At 63.2% G+C, this 21,509-nt stretch carries 20 protein-coding genes; 16 read left to right on the forward strand and 4 right to left on the reverse strand.

The features are described 5' to 3' along the window. The first annotated feature begins 176 nt into the window (after positions 1-176). From P3T18_RS13410 to P3T18_RS13425, 4 genes are all read left to right on the forward strand, one after another. A complete protein-coding gene (locus P3T18_RS13410; RefSeq protein WP_429300407.1) occupies positions 177-1,277 on the forward strand; it encodes an ABC transporter substrate-binding protein in 1,101 nt (366 codons plus the stop codon). Then, positions 1,277-2,110: an ABC transporter ATP-binding protein gene (locus tag P3T18_RS13415; RefSeq protein ID WP_429300408.1), complete on the forward strand. Its 834-nt coding sequence runs from the start codon at positions 1,277-1,279 to the stop codon at positions 2,108-2,110. The genes P3T18_RS13410 and P3T18_RS13415 overlap by 1 nt, the downstream gene beginning before the upstream one ends. A gap of 88 nt (positions 2,111-2,198) precedes the next feature. Further along, positions 2,199-2,966 (forward strand): ABC transporter permease, encoded by a 768-nt coding sequence (locus tag P3T18_RS13420; protein WP_429301089.1) that lies wholly within the window; start codon positions 2,199-2,201, stop codon positions 2,964-2,966. Then, complete coding sequence (locus P3T18_RS13425; protein WP_429300409.1) at positions 2,959-3,849, forward strand: ABC transporter substrate-binding protein; 891 nt, start codon at positions 2,959-2,961, stop codon at positions 3,847-3,849. Before P3T18_RS13420 ends, P3T18_RS13425 begins: the two co-directional genes overlap by 8 nt. An 18-nt stretch (positions 3,850-3,867) precedes the next feature. Here P3T18_RS13425 and P3T18_RS13430 read toward each other — a convergent pair whose 3' ends face one another. Next, entirely contained in the window at positions 3,868-4,827 is a 960-nt protein-coding gene (locus tag P3T18_RS13430; RefSeq protein WP_429300410.1) for a LysR family transcriptional regulator, read from the reverse strand. Between the two features lie 142 nt (positions 4,828-4,969). On the opposite strand from P3T18_RS13430, the gene P3T18_RS13435 reads away from it, so the two are divergent. The 6 genes from P3T18_RS13435 (at position 4,970) to P3T18_RS13460 (ending at position 11,208) form a co-directional block, all read left to right on the forward strand. Beyond that, entirely contained in the window at positions 4,970-6,136 is a 1,167-nt protein-coding gene (locus P3T18_RS13435) for a mandelate racemase/muconate lactonizing enzyme family protein (protein WP_429300411.1), read from the forward strand. Positions 6,137-6,334: 198 nt separating this feature from the next. Beyond that, the gene (gene efeU, locus P3T18_RS13440) at positions 6,335-7,174 is read left to right on the forward strand and encodes an iron uptake transporter permease EfeU (protein WP_429300412.1); all 840 of its coding nucleotides are present in this window, start codon (positions 6,335-6,337) and stop codon (positions 7,172-7,174) included. Positions 7,175-7,199: 25 nt separating this feature from the next. Then, complete coding sequence (gene efeO, locus P3T18_RS13445) at positions 7,200-8,489, forward strand: iron uptake system protein EfeO (RefSeq protein WP_429300413.1); 1,290 nt, start codon at positions 7,200-7,202, stop codon at positions 8,487-8,489. 2 nt (positions 8,490-8,491) lie between these two features. Next, entirely contained in the window at positions 8,492-9,862 is a 1,371-nt protein-coding gene (gene efeB, locus P3T18_RS13450; protein WP_429300414.1) for an iron uptake transporter deferrochelatase/peroxidase subunit, read from the forward strand. 67 nt (positions 9,863-9,929) lie between these two features. After that, the gene (efeO, locus tag P3T18_RS13455) at positions 9,930-10,757 is read left to right on the forward strand and encodes an iron uptake system protein EfeO (RefSeq protein ID WP_429300415.1); all 828 of its coding nucleotides are present in this window, start codon (positions 9,930-9,932) and stop codon (positions 10,755-10,757) included. An 88-nt stretch (positions 10,758-10,845) separates the two neighbouring features. Continuing rightward, entirely contained in the window at positions 10,846-11,208 is a 363-nt protein-coding gene (locus P3T18_RS13460; protein WP_429300416.1) for a translation initiation factor Sui1, read from the forward strand. A gap of 171 nt (positions 11,209-11,379) precedes the next feature. Here P3T18_RS13460 and P3T18_RS13465 read toward each other — a convergent pair whose 3' ends face one another. Beyond that, positions 11,380-11,859, reverse strand: coding sequence for a PRC-barrel domain-containing protein (locus P3T18_RS13465; RefSeq protein ID WP_429301090.1), 480 nt, complete (start codon positions 11,857-11,859; stop codon positions 11,380-11,382). A gap of 157 nt (positions 11,860-12,016) precedes the next feature. Here P3T18_RS13465 and araD point away from each other — a divergent pair, with 157 nt between their 5' ends. From araD to P3T18_RS13485, 4 genes are all read left to right on the forward strand, one after another. Continuing rightward, the gene (araD, locus tag P3T18_RS13470) at positions 12,017-13,804 is read left to right on the forward strand and encodes an L-arabinonate dehydratase (RefSeq protein WP_429300417.1); all 1,788 of its coding nucleotides are present in this window, start codon (positions 12,017-12,019) and stop codon (positions 13,802-13,804) included. A gap of 28 nt (positions 13,805-13,832) precedes the next feature. Then, a complete protein-coding gene (locus P3T18_RS13475; protein ID WP_429300418.1) occupies positions 13,833-14,567 on the forward strand; it encodes a ribonuclease activity regulator RraA in 735 nt (244 codons plus the stop codon). A 48-nt stretch (positions 14,568-14,615) separates the two neighbouring features. Further along, positions 14,616-15,713 carry a LacI family DNA-binding transcriptional regulator gene (locus P3T18_RS13480; RefSeq protein WP_429300419.1) on the forward strand — a complete coding sequence of 366 codons (1,098 nt, stop codon included), beginning with the start codon at positions 14,616-14,618 and terminating at the stop codon, positions 15,711-15,713. 108 nt (positions 15,714-15,821) lie between these two features. Then, on the forward strand, positions 15,822-17,432 hold the full coding sequence (locus tag P3T18_RS13485) for a tetratricopeptide repeat protein (protein WP_429300420.1): 1,611 nt from the start codon (positions 15,822-15,824) through the stop codon (positions 17,430-17,432). On the opposite strand, the gene P3T18_RS13490 is transcribed toward P3T18_RS13485, so the two are convergent. After that, positions 17,429-18,397 (reverse strand): phosphate acetyltransferase, encoded by a 969-nt coding sequence (locus P3T18_RS13490; protein WP_429300421.1) that lies wholly within the window; start codon positions 18,395-18,397, stop codon positions 17,429-17,431. The genes P3T18_RS13485 and P3T18_RS13490 overlap by 4 nt on opposite strands. 94 nt (positions 18,398-18,491) lie before the next feature. Further along, positions 18,492-18,878 (reverse strand): hypothetical protein, encoded by a 387-nt coding sequence (locus tag P3T18_RS13495; RefSeq protein WP_429300422.1) that lies wholly within the window; start codon positions 18,876-18,878, stop codon positions 18,492-18,494. Between the two features lie 290 nt (positions 18,879-19,168). On the opposite strand from P3T18_RS13495, the gene P3T18_RS13500 reads away from it, so the two are divergent. Next, entirely contained in the window at positions 19,169-19,984 is an 816-nt protein-coding gene (locus tag P3T18_RS13500) for an IclR family transcriptional regulator (RefSeq protein WP_429300423.1), read from the forward strand. Between the two features lie 134 nt (positions 19,985-20,118). Then, a complete protein-coding gene (locus P3T18_RS13505) occupies positions 20,119-21,483 on the forward strand; it encodes an MFS transporter (RefSeq protein WP_429300424.1) in 1,365 nt (454 codons plus the stop codon). The last annotated feature ends 26 nt before the right edge of the window (positions 21,484-21,509 follow it).

Genomic DNA, 21,509 nt, shown 5'->3' on the forward strand with positions numbered 1-21,509 from the left:
CATTTTGCCGCTGCGGCATCCGTTGCCGGCGATTGAACGCTGGAAGCTAAACAAAGCATATTTTGTTGGTTGGGTCACGCGGACCGTCGCGCTATATTTTTTGCGCACGGTGCCGGCATTGCCGCCGCCGCGCGGTTTTCCGCTCCCATTCCACGCTGCTTTGCCAGGCTGATTCCATGAAGGCGTTTCTTTCCCACTCCCGGTCTCCGTTCGCCGGAAAAATGCTCATTGCGGCCTGCGCGGCGGCGGCCCTGCTTCTTCTGAGTGGCTGCAAACCGCAGGAAGATCACGCGCAGAATGCCGCGTCTTCTTCTCTTGCCTCGGCCGGCCCGGCAAAGCAGGACATTACCTACTTCAAGTATCCGGACAATCCTGCGTTCGATCTCGTCTATCTCGCCGACAAACTCGGCTACTTCGAGAACACCAGCACGCGGCCGAAATACGTCGGCAAGATTTCGGCGCCGCAGATCATTCCGCTGGTAGGAACCGGCGAAATCGACTTCGGCACGCGGATGGTGCCGCTCGTCATTTCGGCGATTGCCAGCGGCGCGGATATCAAGGTCGTGTCGGCGGGCGGCGAGACGTTGCGCGACGCGCCGCATATGAAGTACTTCACGCGCAAAGACTCCGGCATCCGCTCGCCGAAAGATTTCGAAGGCAAGACGGTGGCCTTCAACAGCTTCGGCGCGTGCGCCGAGTTCGTGACGAAGAAATATCTGTCACAGCATGGCGTCGACGTGTCGAAGGTGAACTGGATCGTCGTGCCGGACAATCAGTCGCAGCAGGCGCTGGTCACGAAAAACGTCGACGTCGCCATCATTCACCCGCCGTTCTCCGGCGCGGCCGAAGCCGATACGCAACTGCACAAGCTGTGGAGCGACTGGGACGAAGACGGCGGCCTGGGCGGCATGGCGCCGTATAGCGTGAATGGCGCGTTTGCGCGCGCGCATCCGCAGGCGGTGAAGGATTTTGTCACCGCAATCGCGAAGGCGGGCAACTGGGTCAACGCGCATCCGGACGAAGCGCGCCAGCTCACGGCTGAGCGTCTCGGCATCGACGTGAAGCTGGTGGAGCGATACGCCTACGTGAAAGATCTCGTCGTAACCGAGCCGCCGATCCAGTACTACATCGATATTCTCGAACAGGCCGGCAAGATTCCGAAGGGCAAGGTGTCGGTGAAAGATGTCTATACGAACCAATACAACGCCTTCGCCGGCAAGCAGGTCGCGGCGCAGTCTCCAGCAAACGCGGCCGCACCGTCCAACGGAAACTCGTGATGAGCCATGAAGCACGTTCGTTCGCGAAGATCGTCGCGCGCAACCTCTCGCTCACGTACGAGAACGCGGCAACGGGGTCGAGCCATACGGTGCTGGACGGCTTCGACCTGAGCGTGCGCGACGGCGAGTTTCTCGCGGTGCTCGGCCCGAGCGGTTGCGGCAAGTCCACTTTTCTGAGCGTCCTCGCGGGACTGGTGCCGCAAACGTCGGGCGAGATCACGGTGGATGGCGAGCCGGTGAGCGCGGCGCGCCAGAAGCTCGGCGTGGTGTTCCAGGGTTATGCGCTATTCCCGTGGCGCACGGTACGCAAGAACGTCGAAACCGGGCTGGAAATTCGTGGCGTGAAAGGCGCGGAGCGGCGCAGTGTGGCAGAACATTTTCTGCGCCTCGTGGGCCTGATCGATTTCGCGGATCACTACCCGCATCAACTCTCCGGCGGCATGCGGCAGCGCGTGGCCATCGCCCGCGCGCTCGCGTATGGTCCCGAGATTCTGTTGATGGACGAACCCTTCGGCGCGCTCGACGCGCAAACGCGCGAGTCGTTGCAACAGGAATTGCTGGGCATCTGGGAACAAAGCGTTAAGACGGTCGTGTTCGTCACACACAGTATCGACGAAGCGATCTTTCTCGCGGATCGCGTGGCCATCATGGGACGCGCTCCGGGTCGCGTGAAGGAAATCATGACCGTCGATCTGCCGCGTCCGCGTCCGGCTTCGATTCGTCACTCGGCGGCATTCGTCGCGTTGCGCGAGCGTGCCTGGGCGAGCCTGAGCCAGGAACTCGGCGAACAGCCCGTGCCCGGGCGCGTCGTCGAAAAACACATAGAGGCATAGCGTGGCCGATCACAACACTGTTCGCGATCTTCCGGTACTGATCGCATCCGCGTCCCGAGCGCGCCGCGCCCGGCCGCTTCGTCGCGGTGTGCATCTGTCGGCGGCGTTCGAGCGTTCCATCGCGCTCGTGGCTTTCGTTCTGCTGTGGGAATTGCTGCCGCGCTTTGGCGTCGTGAGTCCGGCTTATCTGAGTCCGCCGTCGCAAGTGGCGCTCGCCATCGGGCGGCTTTTCGAGAGCGGCGAAGTGTGGCAGCACCTTGGGTCGAGCGCGTTCCGATCGATCAGCGGATTGCTGCTGGCCGTCGCGGGCGGCGTGGTCTGCGGATTCGCGCTCGGCTGGTTCCGGCGCGCCGAACGCATCATCGATCCGCTTTATCAACTGCTTCGGCAGGTCTCCGCTTTTGCGCTCTTTCCCGTGTTCATTCTGTTTCTCGGCATTGGCGAGTCGTCGAAGATCGCGATCATCGTATGGGCTGCATTCTGGCCGGTCTTGCTGAATACGATTTCCGGCGTCAAGCAGGTCGAACGCGTGTTCATCGATTCCGCGCGCTCGATGGGCGCGTCGCAGGGATTCATTTTCACGAAGGTCGTTTTGCCGGCCGCGCTGCCGGAAATTCTCACGGGTATCCGGCTGGCGGGCGCGTACAGCATCACGGCGCTGGTGGCGGCGGAAATGATCGGCGCGCGATCGGGACTCGGCTTCTACACGCTCAATTCGCAGGAAACATTTCAGATTCCCGATATGTACGCGGGTATCGTGCTGCTGGCCTTATTCGGGCTCCTGATCAACAAGAGTCTTTCGCTACTCGAACGGCGCCTGCTGCGCTGGCGCGTCGGTCTCGCGCAAAATGGCTAAAGGGGTCCACGTCGCGGCATTGCAGTTGGGCGGGCGCTGGCGCTTCGTGCCGTTCGCGATCGTGGCGGCCGCTCTGCTGCTCGTCGCCGTCGCGTGGTCGCCGGCAAGCGGCGGGCTACGCCATGTGTTCGCGGAAGACAAACCGTTTGCCGCCGCCGTCGCGCGCGGCACGCTGATCGTGGCCGTGCCGTCGCAGCCCGCGCCGACGCTGACAGTCGGCAAGGTCGACCGCTCGGTGCGCGCACCGGAAAGCTACGCCGCGGCGCTCGCCGCCGATCTCGGTCAACGTATGGGTGTTCCGGTGCAGTTGCTGCTTGCCGAGCCACGCGAAGCGCGTGCGGCGGTTCAATCGGGCCGGGCCGACCTTGCCATCGCCGGTCTGGCTTTCTCGCCGGATGCGTCGGTTGCATTCGCGCCAACCGCGTATTCGTCCGGACGTGGCGCAGCGCTGGTTTTGCGTCATGGCAAGGTGGAGAACTGGCGCGATCTGAAAGACCGCGCGATTTGCGCGTCGCTTGACAGTCCGTTCGCGGCGCGTGCGGCGCACGACAGCGGCAGCGTGCTGCAACGCTACGATCGTCCGCTCGACGCCTTGCTCGCGTTTCAGGCGGGCGAGTGCGCCGCGCTCGTCGACGACGAATACGTGATTCGCGCCTTGCTCAAACAGCCCGACTGGGCTTACTACCGGCAACTGTCCGGCACCATCGCGGCCGCGCCTTCGTTCATCGCAACGCGTGCCGGCGACGCGGCCAGCACAGCGTTCCTCGAGCGCACACTGGACGACTGGCAACGCCGGCGCTGGTTATCGGCCGTGCGCCAGGATCAGGCGACCCGTCTCGCGTTCGACATGTTCAACGCTGAAACCGACCTGTATTGCCACTAAAGCCAAAGCGGAAAAACGCTACGCCTTGCGGGCCGCCTTCTTTTTGCGGGCGTAAATTCGCGCACCCGTTTCAACGGGAATGAACGGCGCCTGGAAGTGGTCGATCAGAAAGTCGATGAATGCTCGGGCGCGCGCCGTCTGATTTCGCTGGCTGGGGTAGTACACGAACAGATCGGCCGACGGCAGCACCGTGTCGGGCAAGACCAGTTTCAGGCGACCGCTCTGAACGTACTTCGCGAGATCCCATTCCGAGCGGATCAGAATGCCGTGGCCGTCGAGTGCCCAGCGCAGCACGATGTCGCCGTCGTTGCTCGATAGCGCGCCTTTCACCTTCAACGCTTCCATCTGATCGCCCTGCATATAGCGCCAGACGCCATACGCGTCGTCGTTCTGACGATGGACGATGCAACGGTGCCGGAGCAGGTCTTCCACGCGTTCGGGCGTGCCGAAACGTTCGAGGTATTTCGGCGACGCGCACAGAAAGCGCCGGTTGCTCATGATGCGCCGCGCGCTGAGCCGGCTGTCGGGCAGTTCACCGAAACGGATTGCCATATCGAAGGCTTCTTCCACCAGATCGATGGGCCGATCGGTCACTTCGAACTGGATCTCGACCTTGGGAAAGCGTTTCGCAAACTCGGAAACGAGCGGTGCGATCGAGGTGCGCCCGAAGCCGAGCGTTGCATTGATACGCAGCAGCCCGTGCGGATCGGCGCGTGAGCCGGCGATCTCGTCTTCCATCTGGCGGACCTGCTCCGCGATTTGCGTCGCGTAGCGCAGATACGTTTCGCCTTCGGGCGTGAGGCTGACGCTTCGCGTGGTGCGGTTCACGAGGCGCACGCCGAGACGCTGTTCGATCGACGCAAGCCGCTTGGTGGCAGCCGGCGGCGTGAGGTCGAGCGCACGCGCGGCGCCCGACATGCTCCTGAGTCGCGCGAGCAGAATGAAGAAATCGAAATCGGGCAGGGCGTCGGTCGCCATTTCGCGTAATCGCGAGGTTATTCGCTGAAAGTAAAAAATGAAATGAATCGAAGTGAATTATAGCGCTGCGTTTGACGGCTAAGCTACGTGTCATTGCAGCAGGGCGCATGCAATCGCTGCCCTTCATTCTGGAGACACCGCCGTGAGAATCGTTGAAATCCGCGAAAAAACCATGCCGATCAGTTCGCCGATCCGCAATGCCTATATCGACTTCAGCAAGATGACGCTGAGTCTCGTCGCCCTGGTGACGGACGTGATCCGCGACGGCAAACCGGTCGTCGGTTACGGCTTCAATTCGAATGGCCGCTACGGTCAGGGCAAGCTGATGCGCGAGCGCTTCATTCCGCGCATTCTCGAAGCCGATCCGGCCAGCCTCGTGAACGACGCTGGCGACAACCTCGATCCGCACAAGATCTGGGCCGCCATGTTCACCAACGAAAAACCCGGCGGCCACGGCGAGCGCTCGGTCGCCATCGGCACCATCGACATGGCGATCTGGGATGCGGTCGCGAAGATCGAAGGCAAACCGCTGTTCCAGTTACTCGCGGATCGCTACGGCAACGGTCAGCCGAATCGCGAGATTTTCGTGTACGCCGCGGGCGGTTACTACTATCCGGGCCAGGATCATGAAAAGCTGAAAGACGAAATGCGCAGCTATATCGATCGCGGCTATACGGTCGTGAAGAAGAAGATTGGCGGCGCGTCGCTCGACGAAGACCTGCGCCGTATCGATTCGATCCTGAGCGTGCTCGGCGACGGCCAGAAGCTCGCCGTGGATGCGAACGGCCGCTTCGATCTGGATACCGCCATTCAGTACGCCAAGGCGCTCTCCCAATACGACCTGTTCTGGTACGAAGAAGCGGGCGATCCGCTCGATTACGAATTGCAAGCCACGCTGCGCAATTACTACGACAAGCCGATGGCGACCGGCGAGAACCTGTTCTCGATGCAGGACGCGCGCAACCTGATCCGTTACGGCGGCATGCGTGCCGACCGTGACTGGCTGCAATTCGACTGCGCGCTGAGCTACGGGCTCGTCGAATACCTGCGCACGCTCGAGATGCTGCATCAGCACGGCTGGTCGGCGAGTCGCTGCATTCCGCACGGTGGCCATCAGATGTCGTTGAACATCGCGGCGGGTCTGGGGCTCGGCGGCAACGAGTCCTATCCGGATCTGTTCCAGCCTTATGGCGGCTTCCCTGACGGCGTGAAAGTGGAGAACGGCTTCATCACCATGCCCGATCTGCCCGGCATCGGCTTCGAGGGCAAGGCCGATCTCTTCGCGGAAATGACGAAGCTGTCGGCGTAAGCACGAGGGGCCGGCTTCGACCGGCCCTTATTGCCGATTTTCGACAGTACTATTGTTAATTTCGGTAATGCGAATCACTTGCATTTAAATAGTCGACGGCGTACATTGCGGAGTTCACGTCGTTGTCACGGGCCTGTGCTTGATCGCGGTGGTCGGCAACGTCGCTTCTAACGCGATCTTTCCGCTTACCAGGTCACTATGCTTGTCCCGTTTCTCATCATGCTTCGAGAAGGTATCGAGGCAGCACTGATCGTCGGCATCGTTGCCGGTTATCTCAATCAGACGGGGCGGGCGCGCTGGATGCCGATGGTGTGGATCGGCATTCTGCTCGCCACCGCGCTGTCCCTGTTCGTCGGCGCGGCACTGCAGTTCATCAGCGCCGAGTTCCCCCAGAAAGCCCAGGAATTCTTCGAAGCCGTGGTCGGCGGGATCGCCGTGTGCGTGCTGACGTCGATGGTGTTCTGGATGCGCAAGGTGTCGCGCTCCATCGCGTCCGAATTGCGGGCCTCGGTCGATAGCGCGTTGGCGTCGTCGCGACGCCAGGGCTATGCGCTCGTCGGCATGATCTTCTTCGCGGTGGCGCGCGAAGGGCTCGAATCGGTGTTCTTCCTGCTCGCCACGTTCCAGCAGAGCGAAAGTGCGGCGGCGCCCGTCGGCGCGCTGCTCGGCCTCGTATGCGCGTGCATCATCGGCTACGCCATTTACGCCGGCGGCGTGCGTCTGAACCTCAAGCGTTTCTTCCGCTGGACCGGCGTCTTCATCCTCGTGGTGGCCGCGGGCATTCTCGCAGGTTCCGTGCGCGCGTTGCACGAAGCGGGCGTGTGGAATCTCCTGCAAGGCGTCGTCTTCGACGCAAGCTCCATCCTGCCGGCCGACAGCGCGCTCGGCACGGTCTTCGCCGGCATCTTCGGCTACGAAGACGCACCGACGCAGAGCGAAGTGCTCGCCTACGTGGTGTTCCTCGTCGTCAGCCTCTACGGCTTTCTGCGTCCGGCGGCACCGTCGCCGAGCCAGCAGGTCGGTCAAACCAGAACGTAAAAAGACGGTCCAACAAGACGTATTTATGAGCGAATCCAGTCAGACACGGGGCGAGAAGAAGAACGCCGGTCAATCACCGAACGCGCAGCACGCCGCGAATGCCGCCGCCAACGCCGCTGCAAATCCGGACGCCGCGCCGGCCGCCGGCAAGACGATGTGGGTGCTGCTGGTCGCGGCCGCGTTGCTGGTGGTCGTGGGACTCGTGGCCTTTTACATGGCCACGCGTTTCGCGCGGCAGGCGCACGAGTCGCACGAAGCCGGCGCGGGCGTGATCACGGTCAACGTGGGCGCGCACGAGTGCACGCCTGCCGAGCTGACCGTGCCCGCCGGACTCTCGACGTTTCGCATCGTCAATACGTCGGACCGCGCGGTCGAATGGGAAATTCTCGATGGCGTGATGGTGATCGAGGAACGCGAGAACATCGCGCCTGCCTTTGCGCAGACGTTGTCCGTGCAACTCTCGCCCGGCGATTACGACATCACCTGCGGCCTGTTGAGCAATCCGCGCGGCAGACTGCACGTCACGCCCACGGCGCAGTCGGAGCAGGCCAGCAAGGCGGCGCCTTCCATGACCGACTTCGTAGGTCCGCTGTCGGAATACCGCGTCTATCTGACCTTGCAATCCATGTCGCTCGTCACGGCCGTACAGACGCTCGATCACGCCATCGCGAGCGGCGATGCAGCAGCCGCGAAAACGGCGTATGCCGACGCGCACGCGGTCTATATGCACCTGTCGCCGATCGCCGATCTCTTTAGCGACCTCGACAAGAAACTCGACGCGCCCGCCGACTTCTTCGACAAGCGCGAGAAAGATCCGGGTTTCACCGGTTTCCACCGCGTGCAGTACGGGCTATATGCGTCGGGCGCCGATGCGTCGCTTGCCGCGCCGTCGCAGCAATTGCTGAAGGACACGCAGGCGCTGCGTCAGCGGATGGACGATCTGTCCGTGCAGCCAAAGCAACTGGCCGTGGCGGCGGCGCGTCGTGTCGATCTGATCGCCACCGCGATCAAGGCCGGCAACGAACAGCCGCACGCATCCATGAGTCCGTCCGATGTCGCGCCGGCACTCGAAGGCGTCGGCGAAATCGTCGGACTGCTCAAGCCGTTGCTGCAGCAATCGAATCCCGCGCTGATGAGCGCGTTGAACGCCGATCTCGACGGCGGCACCGCGCAGGCAAAGAAAACCTTCGACAACGCGAGCGCCGACGCCACGTTCGCGACGTTCGACGCCGGTCAGCGCGAACAACTCGCGGCCCGCCTCGGCACGCTCGCCAATGATCTTCGAAAGATCAACTCGTCCCTCGGACTGAATTGATCGTGACTACTCCATTTATGCCCAAGCCAGAACACGACCAGGACGCCACGAGCGCAGTGACCTCAACGGATTCATCGATCGCACAGGACAGCCGCGCGCCGTCGCCGACACGCCGCCGGTTGCTGACGGGACTCGGTGCGGGCGCGGGCGCGCTCGCCATGAACTGGGCCAACGCGCGCGAAGCGGGCGCGGGCAAGCAGGTCACCGACGCCCCGCAGGCGCATCTCGATCAAACCCAGCGCTACCCGTTTTTCGGCGTGCGTCAGCAAGGGGTGACGACGCCGCGTCCGGCGTCCGGCATGGTGGTGGCATTCGACGTTCTCAGCACGGATCGCGCCGATCTCGAGCGGCTGTTTCGCACGCTGACCGAGCGCATCGCGTTTCTGACGCAGGGCGGCAAGACGCCTGAAACCGACCCGAAGTTTCCGCCGCCCGACTCGGGCATACTCGGTCCCGTGATCGCGCCGGATGGCTTGACCGTCACGGTGGCGGTGGGCGCGAGCCTGTTCGACGAGCGTTTCGGTCTGGCCGCGAAGAAGCCGGTGCGGCTCTCGCGCATGCGCGGTTTTCCCAACGACGCGCTCGACGAAAAGCTCTGCCACGGTGACCTGCTGCTGCAATTCTGCGCCAACACGCCGGACACCAACATTCACGCGCTGCGCGATATCGTCAAGAACACGCCGGATCTGCTGATGCTGCGCTGGAAGCAGGAAGGCACCGTGCCGCCGACACCCGCGCAAGCCAAAGGCGAGGTCAGCAGCGCGCGCAATCTGCTCGGCTTTCGCGATGGGTCGGCCAATCCGGATGTCAACGACGCCGCGCTGATGAACCGCATCGTGTGGGTGCAGCCGTCGCAGGCGGACACGAATGGCGCGGCCGAACCGGCGTGGGCCGCGAACGGCACCTACCAGGCCGTGCGCATCATTCGCAATTTCGTCGAGCGCTGGGATCGCACGCCGCTTCAGGAGCAGGAGACCATCATCGGACGGCGCAAGGCGAGCGGCGCGCCGCTCGACGGCAAGAAAGAAAGCGATGTGCCCAATTACGCGCGCGATCCGAAGGGAACGGCGACGCCGCTGGATGCGCACATCCGGCTCGCGAACGACCGCACGCGCGAAGCCAGCGGCCATCTGCTGCTGCGCCGTCCCTTCAACTATTCGAACGGGATCGCGCCGAACGGGCAACTCGAAATGGGCCTGCTGTTCATCGCGTTTCAGTCGGACCTCGACAAGGGTTTCGTCGCCGTGCAGACAAAACTGAACGGTGAGCCGCTGGAAGAGTATTTGAAGCCGATCGGCGGCGGCTACTTCTTTGTGCTGCCTGGCGCCACGAGCCGCGCCGATTATCTCGGACGCGCCATGTTGTCGGCGTAGCCACGCTGGCCCGCCGAAGGGTCACGAGGTGGCCTGTGAACGTGAACATATCGACAAGGGGAAACTCATGAAACAAAAACGCATTCTGATCGCGGCTCTACTCGTGACGAGTCTCTTCGGCACGGTTTATCAGGCAAACGCAGCCGTCGCGCCGCTCGACCTCGTGAAGCCGGTTTCCGACTACAAGATCTACGTGTCTGTCGAAACCCAGCAACTGGTGGACGGAACGCGCGCGTTCGTCGCCGCGATCAAGAGCGGCGATCTGGCGAAAGCGAAAGCCCTGTATGCGCCTACGCGTGTTCACTACGAATCGATCGAGCCGATCGCCGAGCTTTTCAGCGACCTCGATAACGCCGTGGATTCCCGCGCCGACGACCACGAAAAGAAAGAAGCCGATCCGTCGTTCACCGGTTTTCACCGCATCGAATACGGCCTGTACACGAAGAACAGCACGGCCGACCTCGGCCCGCTCGCCGACAAGCTGATGAAAGACGTGCTCGATCTGCAGACGCGCATTCAGGGCCTCGTGTTCCCGCCGTCGAAGGTGGTGGGCGGCGCGGCCGCGTTGATGGAAGAAGTCGCCGCGACGAAAATCTCCGGTGAAGAAGACCGCTACAGCCACACGGATTTGTGGGACTTCCAGGGCAACGTGGACGGCGCGAAGAAAATCGTGACGCTGTTCGAGCCGATGATCCAGAAACAGGACCCGGCGTTTGCGAAGAAGGTCGATGCGAACTTCGCTACCGTCGACGCGATTCTCGCGAAGTACAAAACGGCGGACGGTTTCCAGACATACGACAAACTCAGCGACGCCGATCGCAAAGCGCTGGTTCGTCCGGTGCAGACGCTCGCCGAAGATCTGTCGCGACTGCGCGGCATACTCGGTCTGAAGTAAGCAAGGTCTCGACGATGCGTGCGAGCCTCGCCGCCGACTGCTAGACTCGGGGCCATTCCGGTCCACGCGTCTGCAAGTCATCGAGATCATGAAAAGTAGTTCGAAAGGCGGCCTCGTCTATTCCACCGACGGCGGCCAGATGTGTCCCGAATGCAGGCGCCCGGTCAAGGATTGCGTCTGCAAGACGGCACATAAATCGTCACCTGCCGGCGACGGCATTGCGCGCGTGAGCCGCGAGACGAAAGGGCGCGGCGGCAAGAGCGTGACGCTCGTCAAAGGCTTGCCGCTCGACCCGCTTGCGCTGGCGACGCTCGGCAAGCAATTGCGCACCGCCTGCGGTTCCGGCGGCACGGTGAAAGATGGCGTGATCGAGATTCAGGGCGACCACGCCGAGCGCGTCGTCGAATTGCTCAAGAAAGACGGTCATCATGCGAAGCGGGCAGGCGGCTAGCTTTTACACACGCTGCCGTTTTTGCACTGGCTCGCCAGCCCGCAAGTTTTTAATTAGCTGCCGCAAAAAAACGCGCCGCCGGCGCGGCATGAAACGCGCAGGCGGCGAAGCGTCTTTCAGTGCCGCGATTCAGTATTACTTTTATCGCGGCCTATCCTTTCTACCGGTCGACTAGTGGTCGAGCGGCGGCCGCATGACATCCGGGTCGTCTTCCACCACTTCCTGCGTGGCGAGCCAATACGGCTGACGGTTGTAATAGCTGTGCGTCGACGCGCCCCATTTCGAATCGGCCATTGTCGGCCAGTGATCCTTGTCGAAGCCCGGATCGTCTTTCAAACGTTGCGCGGTGATATCGACGTGGAAACATTTCTCGTCGGTGTCGAGCGTGAGCGCGCTCCACGGAATGGCGTGCAGATTCGCGCCCATCCCGAGAAAGCCGCCTTCCGACAGCACGGCGTAAGCGATTCGTCCGCTGCGCACGTCGAGCATGATGTCGGAGATCTTGCCGACATGTTCGCCGTCGGACGACATCACCTTGTTGCCGTCCAGCGTTGCCGCCGCCATGATGTCCGGCCCGGGACCCTCGCCCATGCCGCTGCCGATCACGTTCGCTCCGCTGCGCATATCGCCTTGGGGATTGATTGAGCCCATCATTGCCTCCTTGGAAAATGGGTGTACCGGAGTGCGCGCAAGCGCCATACCTACGTGCAATCCCCAGGACGACCCTCGCTAATGGTAGCGATACCATCGACGGCAACTCATTAGCGCGTCCTCACGCGAACATGTGTCGCGCGGTGGCGTCGCTATCATGGAGGCGAGCGTGTCATCGACCCGGAAAACACCTGAGCAGCTTCGCAGCTACCGCTGGTACGGCGTGAACGACCTGCGCTCGTTCGGTCACCGTTCGCGCACGGCGCAGATGGGTTATCACGCGTCGGACTACATGGGCAAGCCGGTCATCGCGATCGTCAATACGTGGAGCGAGATCAACTCCTGCCACACGCATTTCAAACAGCGCGTGGAGGAGGTGAAACGCGGCGTCTGGCAGGCCGGCGGTTTCCCCGTGGAGATGCCGGTCATGACCCTCGCCGAGCCGTTCCAGAAGCCCACCACGATGCTCTACCGCAATTTCCTCGCCATGGAGACGGAGGAATTGCTGAAGTCCTACCCGTTCGACGGCTGCGTGCTGATGGGCGGTTGCGACAAGACCACGCCCGGTTTGCTGATGGGCGCGATCAGCATGGACCTGCCGGCCATCTATCTGCCGGCCGGTCCGATGCTGCGTGGCAACTGGAACGGCCGCACGCTCGGCAGCGGCTCGGACACCTGGAAGTATTGGGCGGAGTTGCGCGCCGGCAAGATCAGCGAGGCCGAGTGGAAGGGCATCGAAAGCGGCATTGCCCGTTCGCCCGGTCATTGCATGACGATGGGCACCGCCTCGACCATGACGAGCGCCGCCGAAGCGCTCGGCCTGACCTTGTCGGGCTTCTCGTCGATTCCCGCAGTGGATTCGCGGCATGCGCAATTCGCTTCGCTGACCGGTCAGCGCATCGTCGAGATGGTGTGGATCGACCAGAAGCCGTCCGACATTCTCACCGCGCGTTCCTTCGACAACGCTGTCACGACCGTGCTGGCCATGTCGGGTTCGACCAACGCGATCGTGCATCTGGTTGCGGTGGCACGCCGCGCCGGCATCGACCTGACCACCGCGCGTTTCGACGAACTCGCGCGGATCACGCCGGTGATCGGCAACGTGCGTCCGGCCGGCCAGTACCTGATGGAAGATTTTTTCTATGCGGGCGGTTTGCGCGCCTTGCTGCTCGAACTGGGCGAGTTGATCGACGGTTCGCAGATGACCGTGAACGGCTCGACGCTCGGCGAGAACATCGCCGGTGCGGAAATTTTCAACGACGACGTGATCCGCAAACGCAGTCGTCCGCTAGTGGCGAGCGACGGCCTCGCCGTGCTGACCGGCAACCTTGCGCCCGACGGCGCCGTGATCAAACCCGCCGCGATGGAAACGCAGTTCATGAAGCATCGCGGCCCCGCCGTCGTATTCAAGGATTACGCGGACATGGCCGCGCGCATCGACAGCGAATCGCTCGACGTTACCGCCGATTCCGTGATCGTGCTGCAACACGCCGGTCCGGTGGGCGCGCCGGGCATGCCCGAGTGGGGCCAGTTGCCGATTCCGCAAAAGCTGCTGAAACAGGGCGTGCGCGACATGATGCGTATTTCCGATGCACGCATGAGCGGCACCAGTTACGGCGCGTGCGTGCTGCACGTGGCGCCCGAATCGTTCGTGGGCGGACCGTTGGCACTGGTGCGCGACGGCGACATGATCGAGATGGATGTGCACGCGCGGCGCTTGCATCTCGACGTAAGCGACGCCGAGTTGGCCGCGCGCAAAGCCGCATGGACCGCGCCGAAGGCGCCGTTCGAACGCGGTTTCGGCGTCATGCATCAATTGCACGTGACACAGGCGAACAAGGGCTGCGATTTCGACTTCCTCGAAGAACCGATTGAAACCGCGCGCTCGCAAGTTTCCGCAACTGACGGCACGGCAGCCGACCGCACCGGGCCTGAAATCCACTAACCGAATCACTCACTCTTGCAGGCCTTTCATGACTGCCTCCGAAATCACGGTGAGCGAAGCAGCGCTTGAGCTATTGCGTCACGTCAGCACGGCGACGCTGACCACGCAGCTATTCAAGCGCGGCTTGCGCAACGTCTTTTTGCAAGGCGTGACGCCGCTCGTCAAACCGTCGCCCGGCGCAGCGAATCTGGTGGGACCCGCCTTCACGCTGCGCAATATTCCGGCGCGTGAAGACCTCGATCATGTCGGCGTGTTTCAGGACCCGGATCATCCGCAGCGCAAAGCCGTCGAGACCGCGCCGCCCGGCAGCGTGCTGGTGCAGGACTGTCGTGGCGAACGCGCGGTCGCCTCGGTCGGCTCGATTCTCGCGCTGCGCCTCGTCAAACGCGGCGTGGCGGGCATGGTGTCGGACGGTCCCGTGCGCGACAGCGGCACGATTGCCGGCCTCGGCTTGCCGCTGTGGTGCGCGGGCGCAAGCGCGCCGCTCAATCTCGCGAAGCATCATGCCGTGGATATGAACGTGCCGATCGCCTGCGGCGGCGTGGCGGTGTATCCGGGCGATATCGTCGTCGCGGATGGCGACGGCGTCGTGATCGTGCCGCGCGAGATGGCGGAAGACGTGGCGCGCGACGCCGCCGAGCAGGAGCAGCTCGAAGCCTTCATCACACAACGCATCGAAGAAGGCCGGCCATTGCGCGGCACGTATCCGCCCAACGAGGAAACGCTCGCCGCCTATGCGCAGTGGCGCGCGCAGAAATCATGACGGTCTGTATCCGTTCGCCACGTCCCCGATAATTCTTGCGATCGAATCATGCCGAATCACAAGCAGGGCACCGTAGCTAGCCCTGACGAGCTGGATGCCGCTGTGACGGCGCGGCGTCAGCGCGGCGGTCCCAAAGGCTTGCGCATCACCGATGTCGCCACGCTCGCTGGCGTTGCGCCGATAACCGTGTCGCGCGTGTTCAACAGTCCGGAGACGGTCGCGCCGGAAACGCTGGAACGCGTGCGCCAGGTCGTGCAGAAACTCGGCTACGTGCCCAATCGTCTCGCGGGCGGTTTGTCTTCGTCGCGCTCGCGGCTGATCGCCGCCATCGTGCCGACGATCGCACACTCGCTGTTTTCCGAAACGATCCAGGTGTTTAGCGAGACGATGTCGCGTGCGGGTTATCAGGTGTTGCTGGCGTTGAGCGGGTACAGCGATTCGAGCGAGGAGGCGCTGCTCGACGCCGTGCTCAGCCGACGTCCCGAAGGCGTGATGCTGACGGGCGTGGCGCACACGGCGTCGCTGCGCGAACGCTTGCGCAACGTGGGCATTCCGATCGTCGAAACGTGGGACATGACCGGCGAGCCGATCGACATGCTCGTCGGCTTCTCGCATTACCGGATCGGCGTGGCCGTGGCGGAGCATTTCCTGCAGCGCAAACTGCGCACACCGGGTCGCGTCTCGGCCGACGACGAACGCGCGCTCGCGCGCCGCGCCGGTTTTCGCGAGCGTCTCGCCGAAGCGGGCATTCACGGAGTTGCGGAAGTGCTGGTGTCGCCGCCGAGTTCGGTAGTCTTGGGCAAGGCTGCGTTGTCCACGCTGCTTGAGCAGGCGCCCGCCCTCGACGGCGTGTTTTGCGGCTCCGACCTGCTCGCCATCGGCGTGCTCGGCGCCGCGCGGCGATTGGATATCGGCGTGCCGTCGACCTTGTCCATCTGCGGATTCGGCGACCTCGAATTCGCCACCGAGACCACGCCGCAACTGACCACAGTGCGCGTGGACGGCACGCGCATCGGACTCACGGCGGCGCGCTGCCTGCTCGACCGGCTGGCGGGCCAGCAATGCGACAAGGTGACCGACGTGGGCTTTCATATCGTCGAGCGGGAGACGACCTGTGGGCGCGCGTTGCTTGCGTGTCACGTGTGAATCACGTGCGAGTCAACTGCGCGAGGCCTGCTATGCTGGCGGCCGACGCACACGAAGCCGTCCCGACGTTTTCAAATCCACCGCGATCGAAACCAGCTCGAAACCAGCATGAGTTCACCGTCCTTTGCCGGGTCGTCCGATTCACTGGCGAAATTCGCCGACGCGCTCTCGAAGGTCAAGCCGTTGCTCGACGCGCAACCGCCGCTCGCAACCGGGCCGCTCGCCGAGGCGTTGCAGATCGCGGCAGTCAGTTCGCTCGGAATCGGCCTGCTCGACGACGCCGAATCGTACTGGCGTCGCGCGATCGAAACGCATCACGCGTTCGTGGATGCTTACCTGAATCTCGGCACCTTGCTCAAAGGGCTCGGCCGCCTGCACGATCTGGAGACGCTCTATCGGCAATTGCTGGCCGTGCGCGACGATCTGGCCGATGTCCACAATCTGCTGGGCTCGGTTTTGCAGGACCTCGGGCGCGTGCCCGAGGCGCATGCCGCCTATGCCGATGCGGCGCGCCTGCGTCCGGATCGCTACGAATTTCATTACAACCTCGGTGTCGTGCTGAGACCGCTCGGCCGCTGGCACGAAGCGGCGCAAGCGTATCGACGGTCCGTCGAACTGAACCCCGGCTTCGTCATGGGGCACAGCAATCTCGGCAACGTGTTGAAGGAACTCGGACAACTGGACGAAGCCGAGGCTGCTTACCGGCGCGCGCTCACTATCCGCGGCGATTACCCAATGGCGAAGTTCGCCCTGGCGACCTTGCTCATCAGCGAAGGACGTTTCGAAGAAGGCTGGCGTCTCTACGAAGAGCGCCACGCCGACCCGGACTCGGTGCAATACAAAACGCAGCAGGTGCTCGGCCGCCCGCGCTGGCAAGGCGAACCGCTGGCCGGAAAAAAGCTGCTCGTCTGGCAGGAAGGCGGCCTCGGCGACGCCATCCAGTTTGGCCGTTATCTTGCGGAGTTCAAGGCGCGCGGCGCGAGCGAAATCGCATTTGCCTGCGCGCCCGCGCTGCATCGTTTATTCGCCGACGTAGACGGTGTGGACGTATTGCTCGACCACGAGACGGCATGGTCGAACGCGCTGCATTACGACTTCTGGACGAGCCCGCTGAGCGCGCCCCTGCATCTCGGCACGACGCTCGACACCATCGTGCCGCCCGTTCGCCTGGCACTGGATGCGTCGCTCGTGCAGACATGGCGCGAACGTCTTGCCGTGCTTCCCGTGGGGCGCAGAGTGGGGCTGGTGTGGAAAGGTAATCCATTGCATCGTAACGACGCGAACCGTTCGCTGCCGTCTCTCGCCGTGCTCGCGCCGCTCTGGCGTGTGCCGGGCGTCAGTTTCGTGAGTTTGCAGAAGGGCGCGGGAGAAGCCGACTTGCCGTGCGCTGGCCAGCCGCTTCTGCATCTCGGTGGCGAGATAGACGATCTGGCGGATACCGCCGCGATCGTCGCGCAACTCGATCTGGTGATTTGCGTGGATACGTCGATCGCGCATCTCGCGGCATCGATGGGAACGCCGTGCTGGATCATGCTACCGTCGGCGGAAGTCGATTGGCGCTGGATGCACGAGCGCACCGATTCGCCCTGGTATCCGGGGACGGTGCGGCTGTTTCGTCAGCCGCTGGGGGAGCGATGGCCGGCGCTCGTCGAGCAGGTGCGCGATGCGTGCAGCGAGGCGTTTGCGCAAGCGCGCGACGCACGGCCCGCGAGCCGTTAAACGATCGCCGCCGACGCCTTCTCGCGCCGCGCGAGCGCCACCAGCGACGCAACCGCGCAGGACGCGAGCCGCGCGATCACCGAGTCTGCACGGCTCGTCAGAATGATGGGCACTTTGGCGCCCAGCACGATGCCGGCAGCGTCCGCGCCGGCGAGAAAAGACAGACTCTTGGCCAGCAGATTGCCGGCTTCGAGGTCCGGTACGACCAGCACGTTGGCATGACCGGCCACTGGCGACGCAATACCCTTGATTTGCGCGGCTTCCGGGCTGATTGCGTTGTCGAGCGCGAGCGGGCCGTCGAGCACGCCGCCCGTGATCTGCTGACGATCAGCCATCTTGCAGAGCGCGGCGGCGTCGAGCGTGGACGGCACTTTCGAGTTCACCGTTTCCATCGCGGAGAGAATGGCGACGCGCGCAACCGGAAAGCGCAAGGCGTGCGCGAGATCGATCGCGTTCTGCACGATGTCGCGTTTTTCGTCGAGCGTGGGCGAGATGTTCACGGCGGCGTCCGTGATGATGAGCGCATCTGCGCGGCCCGGCACGTCCATCACGAAGCAATGACTCACACGCCGCTCGGTCCGCAAGCCGGTGCGCGCGACCACCGCGCCCATCAGTTCGTCGGTGTGCAGCGAACCTTTCATCAATGCTTCCGCCTTGCCTTCGTGCACGAGTTGCACGGCGACTTCCGCCGCCGCGTGACTGTGCGGCACGTCGACGATGTCTAGCGCGGCGAGATCGAAGCCGCCTTCGCGCGCGACCGCATCGAGCTTGCTGCGCGGCGCCACGAGAATCGGCGCGATCAGCCGAAGCCGCGCGGCTTCCAGCACGGCAAACAGCGAGTCGTGATCGCAGGGATGCGCGACGGCGGTCGGCAAGGGCGGCAACGTGGTGGCGAAGGCAACCAGCCGCTCGTATTTTTCGCGCGCGTGTTCCATTTCGTGGGTTTTCGCTTGGGGTTGTGCCAAGGGTTTGCTACGGGCGCGGCAAATTCGTACTGAACCGCACGTGTCGCATTGCACGTGTTGCGCCGCGACAGCGAAGTGAGTTTAACGCGGACTGTTATTTCTGTTCCGGCTGGCGTATCGATTTTTCGGCTTGCCATTTGACGCGGCTGCAACTCGTCTTGACGCGTTCCGCGTATTCGGCGGGATCGCCCAAACGCGCTGCACGCAGTGCGCCGGCATCGCGCTCTTCCTGTTTCCATCCGGCTTGCCAGTGCGCGTCGAAGTCTTTGGAATCGGCGAATTTCTTTCTGATCGATTCCTTGAACTGAGCGATCTTCTCCTTTGGAATTCCGCAGAACTCCTGAGCAAAGTGCGCGCGCGCACCGGCGACGCGGGTTCTTTCCTCGCTGCTGTCTTCGCGCGCAACGGACGAATGCAGGGTCGCGCCCACCAGCAGTACCGACGCCAGAAGCCGGTGGCAGAAGGTCAGTGTCGTCCGCATCGGTCCCTCCGTGTTCTCGTCACGCGCGCTGCCTTGGCCTGGCTTGCCGCGTTCACGCCGCTTGTTCGTATGAACTAACTTAGGCGATCCGTGGACGTTTAGCCATCGGTTTAGTCATCGTGCTGTCATCTGGCAGCGGATGCGCTGGGAAGGACGCGCCGCCGGCGCTTTGCATCGATTTTCGAAAAGTATTTGCTTTTTGGAAAGACTTTCCAATAAACTGGTTTCCGTGCCGGGTCGGCGCGCCAAGGGGGCGTGCCTGTCGTGGCCATCGAAACAGGTGAGAAGCAATGAGCGCCGTAGCCGATCGTATCCTTCGCATGCTGGAAGAGCTTGCCAGCGCGCCGGAAGGTAAAACGCTTTCAGAACTTTCGAATACCCTCGACATGCCCGTCAGCGCGACGCATCGCCTGCTCGCGGATCTCGTCGAACAGGGCTATGTGCGCAAAGACGAACGGCGCGGCGAATTCTCCCTGACCATGAAATTGCCCTCACTAGGGCTGCGTTTTCTGAGCGCCGGCGGCGTGGTGGATGTCGCGCAGCCCATTCTGGAGCGGCTCGCCGCGGCGTCGGGAGAACTGATCCGGCTCGCCATCGTGGACGGTGAACAACTTATCTACGTTGCCAAGGCCCAAGGCGCGCGGCAAGGCATTCGCTACGACCCGGAAATGGGCCGCGCAGTCACGCTCTCGTGCAGCGCGGCGGGCATGATCTGGCTCGCCAGCAAAAGCGAAGAAGACGCGCTGCGGCTCGTCTCGCTGCAAGGTTTCGGCATGCCCGCCGACTTCGGCCCGCGCGCGCCCACCACGTTCAAGGCGCTGTTGCCCATGATCGCGCTCGCCCGCAAGAACGGCTACGCGACGACCCAGGACATGTTTCTGCCCGCCATGAGTTCGATGGCGACGACTATCTGCGCGCCGAACGGCGAGGTGCGCGCCATCCTGATCATTGCCGGTCCCATGTCGCGTCTCACCGAAGAGCGCATGAAGGAGCTGGTTCCCGCGCTGAAGGAAACGGCCGTGGAGTTGTCGGACGCGAGCGGCGTGTCGCCGATGCTCCGGCAGGCCATGCAAGGCGCGACCCGCACAGCGGGCGCGGAGCGCTGAAGCAACGGATGTCCTGAACGGCGGCGAAACAGAAGGCGATTCGTGCCGTCGTTCATATCAGGAATTTAGTATGACGAAGCAAATAATAAAGCCACGCGTCACGATCGACTAACTTAAAACAGCAGGAGACACACATGAATCACGTCACGGAAGAAGGCGCATCGCATTCCATGGCCAATCGGGCAGTGAGCGCCGCCACGCTCGGCACGGCGCTCGAATGGTTCGACTTCACACTCTATGGGTCGGTTGCCGCCACCGTGCTGCCGAAACTGTTTTTCCCGGCGATGGACTCGAATTCGGCCACGCTGGCCTCGCTCGCCACGTTCAGCGTCGGGCTGGCGGCGCGTCCGCTCGGTGCAATCATCTGCGGCTATTTCGGCGACAAGATCGGCCGCCGCAATCTGATGCTCGGCACGGTGTCGGTCATGGGACTGACGTCGGTGCTGATGGGACTGTTGCCCACCTACGCGCAGATCGGCGTCTACGCGCCTTTGCTGCTCGTGCTTCTGCGCATCATCCAGGGCTTCGCGCTCGGCGGCGAATCCACCGGCGGTCAACTCATGGCGCTCGAACACGCGCCCGCTGACCGGCGCGGCAAGTATTCCGGACTGATCGGCATGTGCGCGCCGCTCAGTCAGATTCTCGCCAACGCCGTGCTATTGCTGCTGTCCTTCTCCATGACTGCGGACGCCTTCACGAGCTACGGCTGGCGCATTCCGTTCGTGCTGAGTTTCATCCTCGTCCTCGTGGGCATTTATATCCGGCTGCGGGTGGCCGAAACGCCCGCCTTCGTGAAGATGCAGCAATCTGCTGTTGCCAAAGTGGGCAGCCCTCTGCGTGACGCATTCCGTCTGCACTACAAGACGATCCTGCGCATGATGCTGTTCTTTTGCGGACCGACCGCGCTCTTCTATCTCGCCGTCGTGTTCACGCTGAGCTATCTGACCAACACGCTCGGCGTACCCAAGCAAACCGGCTTCACCTTGCTGATGATTGCCAATGCCTGCGCCATCGCCGGTTCGATCGGCGGCGGTCTGCTGAGCGACCGTATCGGCCGCAAGCGCGCCTTGATGATTGCGTCGGCGGCGACCTTCGTCATCATGATGTTCTACTTCCCGGTGCTGGCCACGCGCAGTTTTGTGCCGATGGCGATTGCCATGGGCCTCTTCATGGGCTTTACGCAGGTCCAGACCGGCATTCAGCCGGTCGCCTTCGCCGAAGCTTTCCCGACCAATGTCCGTTACTCGGGTTCGGCGCTTGCCTTCACCGGTGCCAGTCTGTTCGCGGGCGGCCCGATTCCGGTCGTCGCCGCGTGGTTGCTGCATCTTGGCAACGGCTCGCCGTGGGCACTCGTGGCGCTGGTCGGCGCGCTCAATATTCTTTCGTTCTGCATGATCGCAATCGGACCCGAAACCGCCGGCGTCGACATGAACCGCCTCGATTCGGCCGCTGAAATCGCCGGCGAGCACGAGCCGGTATCGCGCCAGGCTTCCTTTTGACAATCACGACGCCCCGCCGCGCCATT

It is taken from the genome of Paraburkholderia sp. GAS199 (genome assembly GCF_050436585.1).
In the GTDB taxonomy this organism is placed as follows: domain Bacteria; phylum Pseudomonadota; class Gammaproteobacteria; order Burkholderiales; family Burkholderiaceae; genus Paraburkholderia.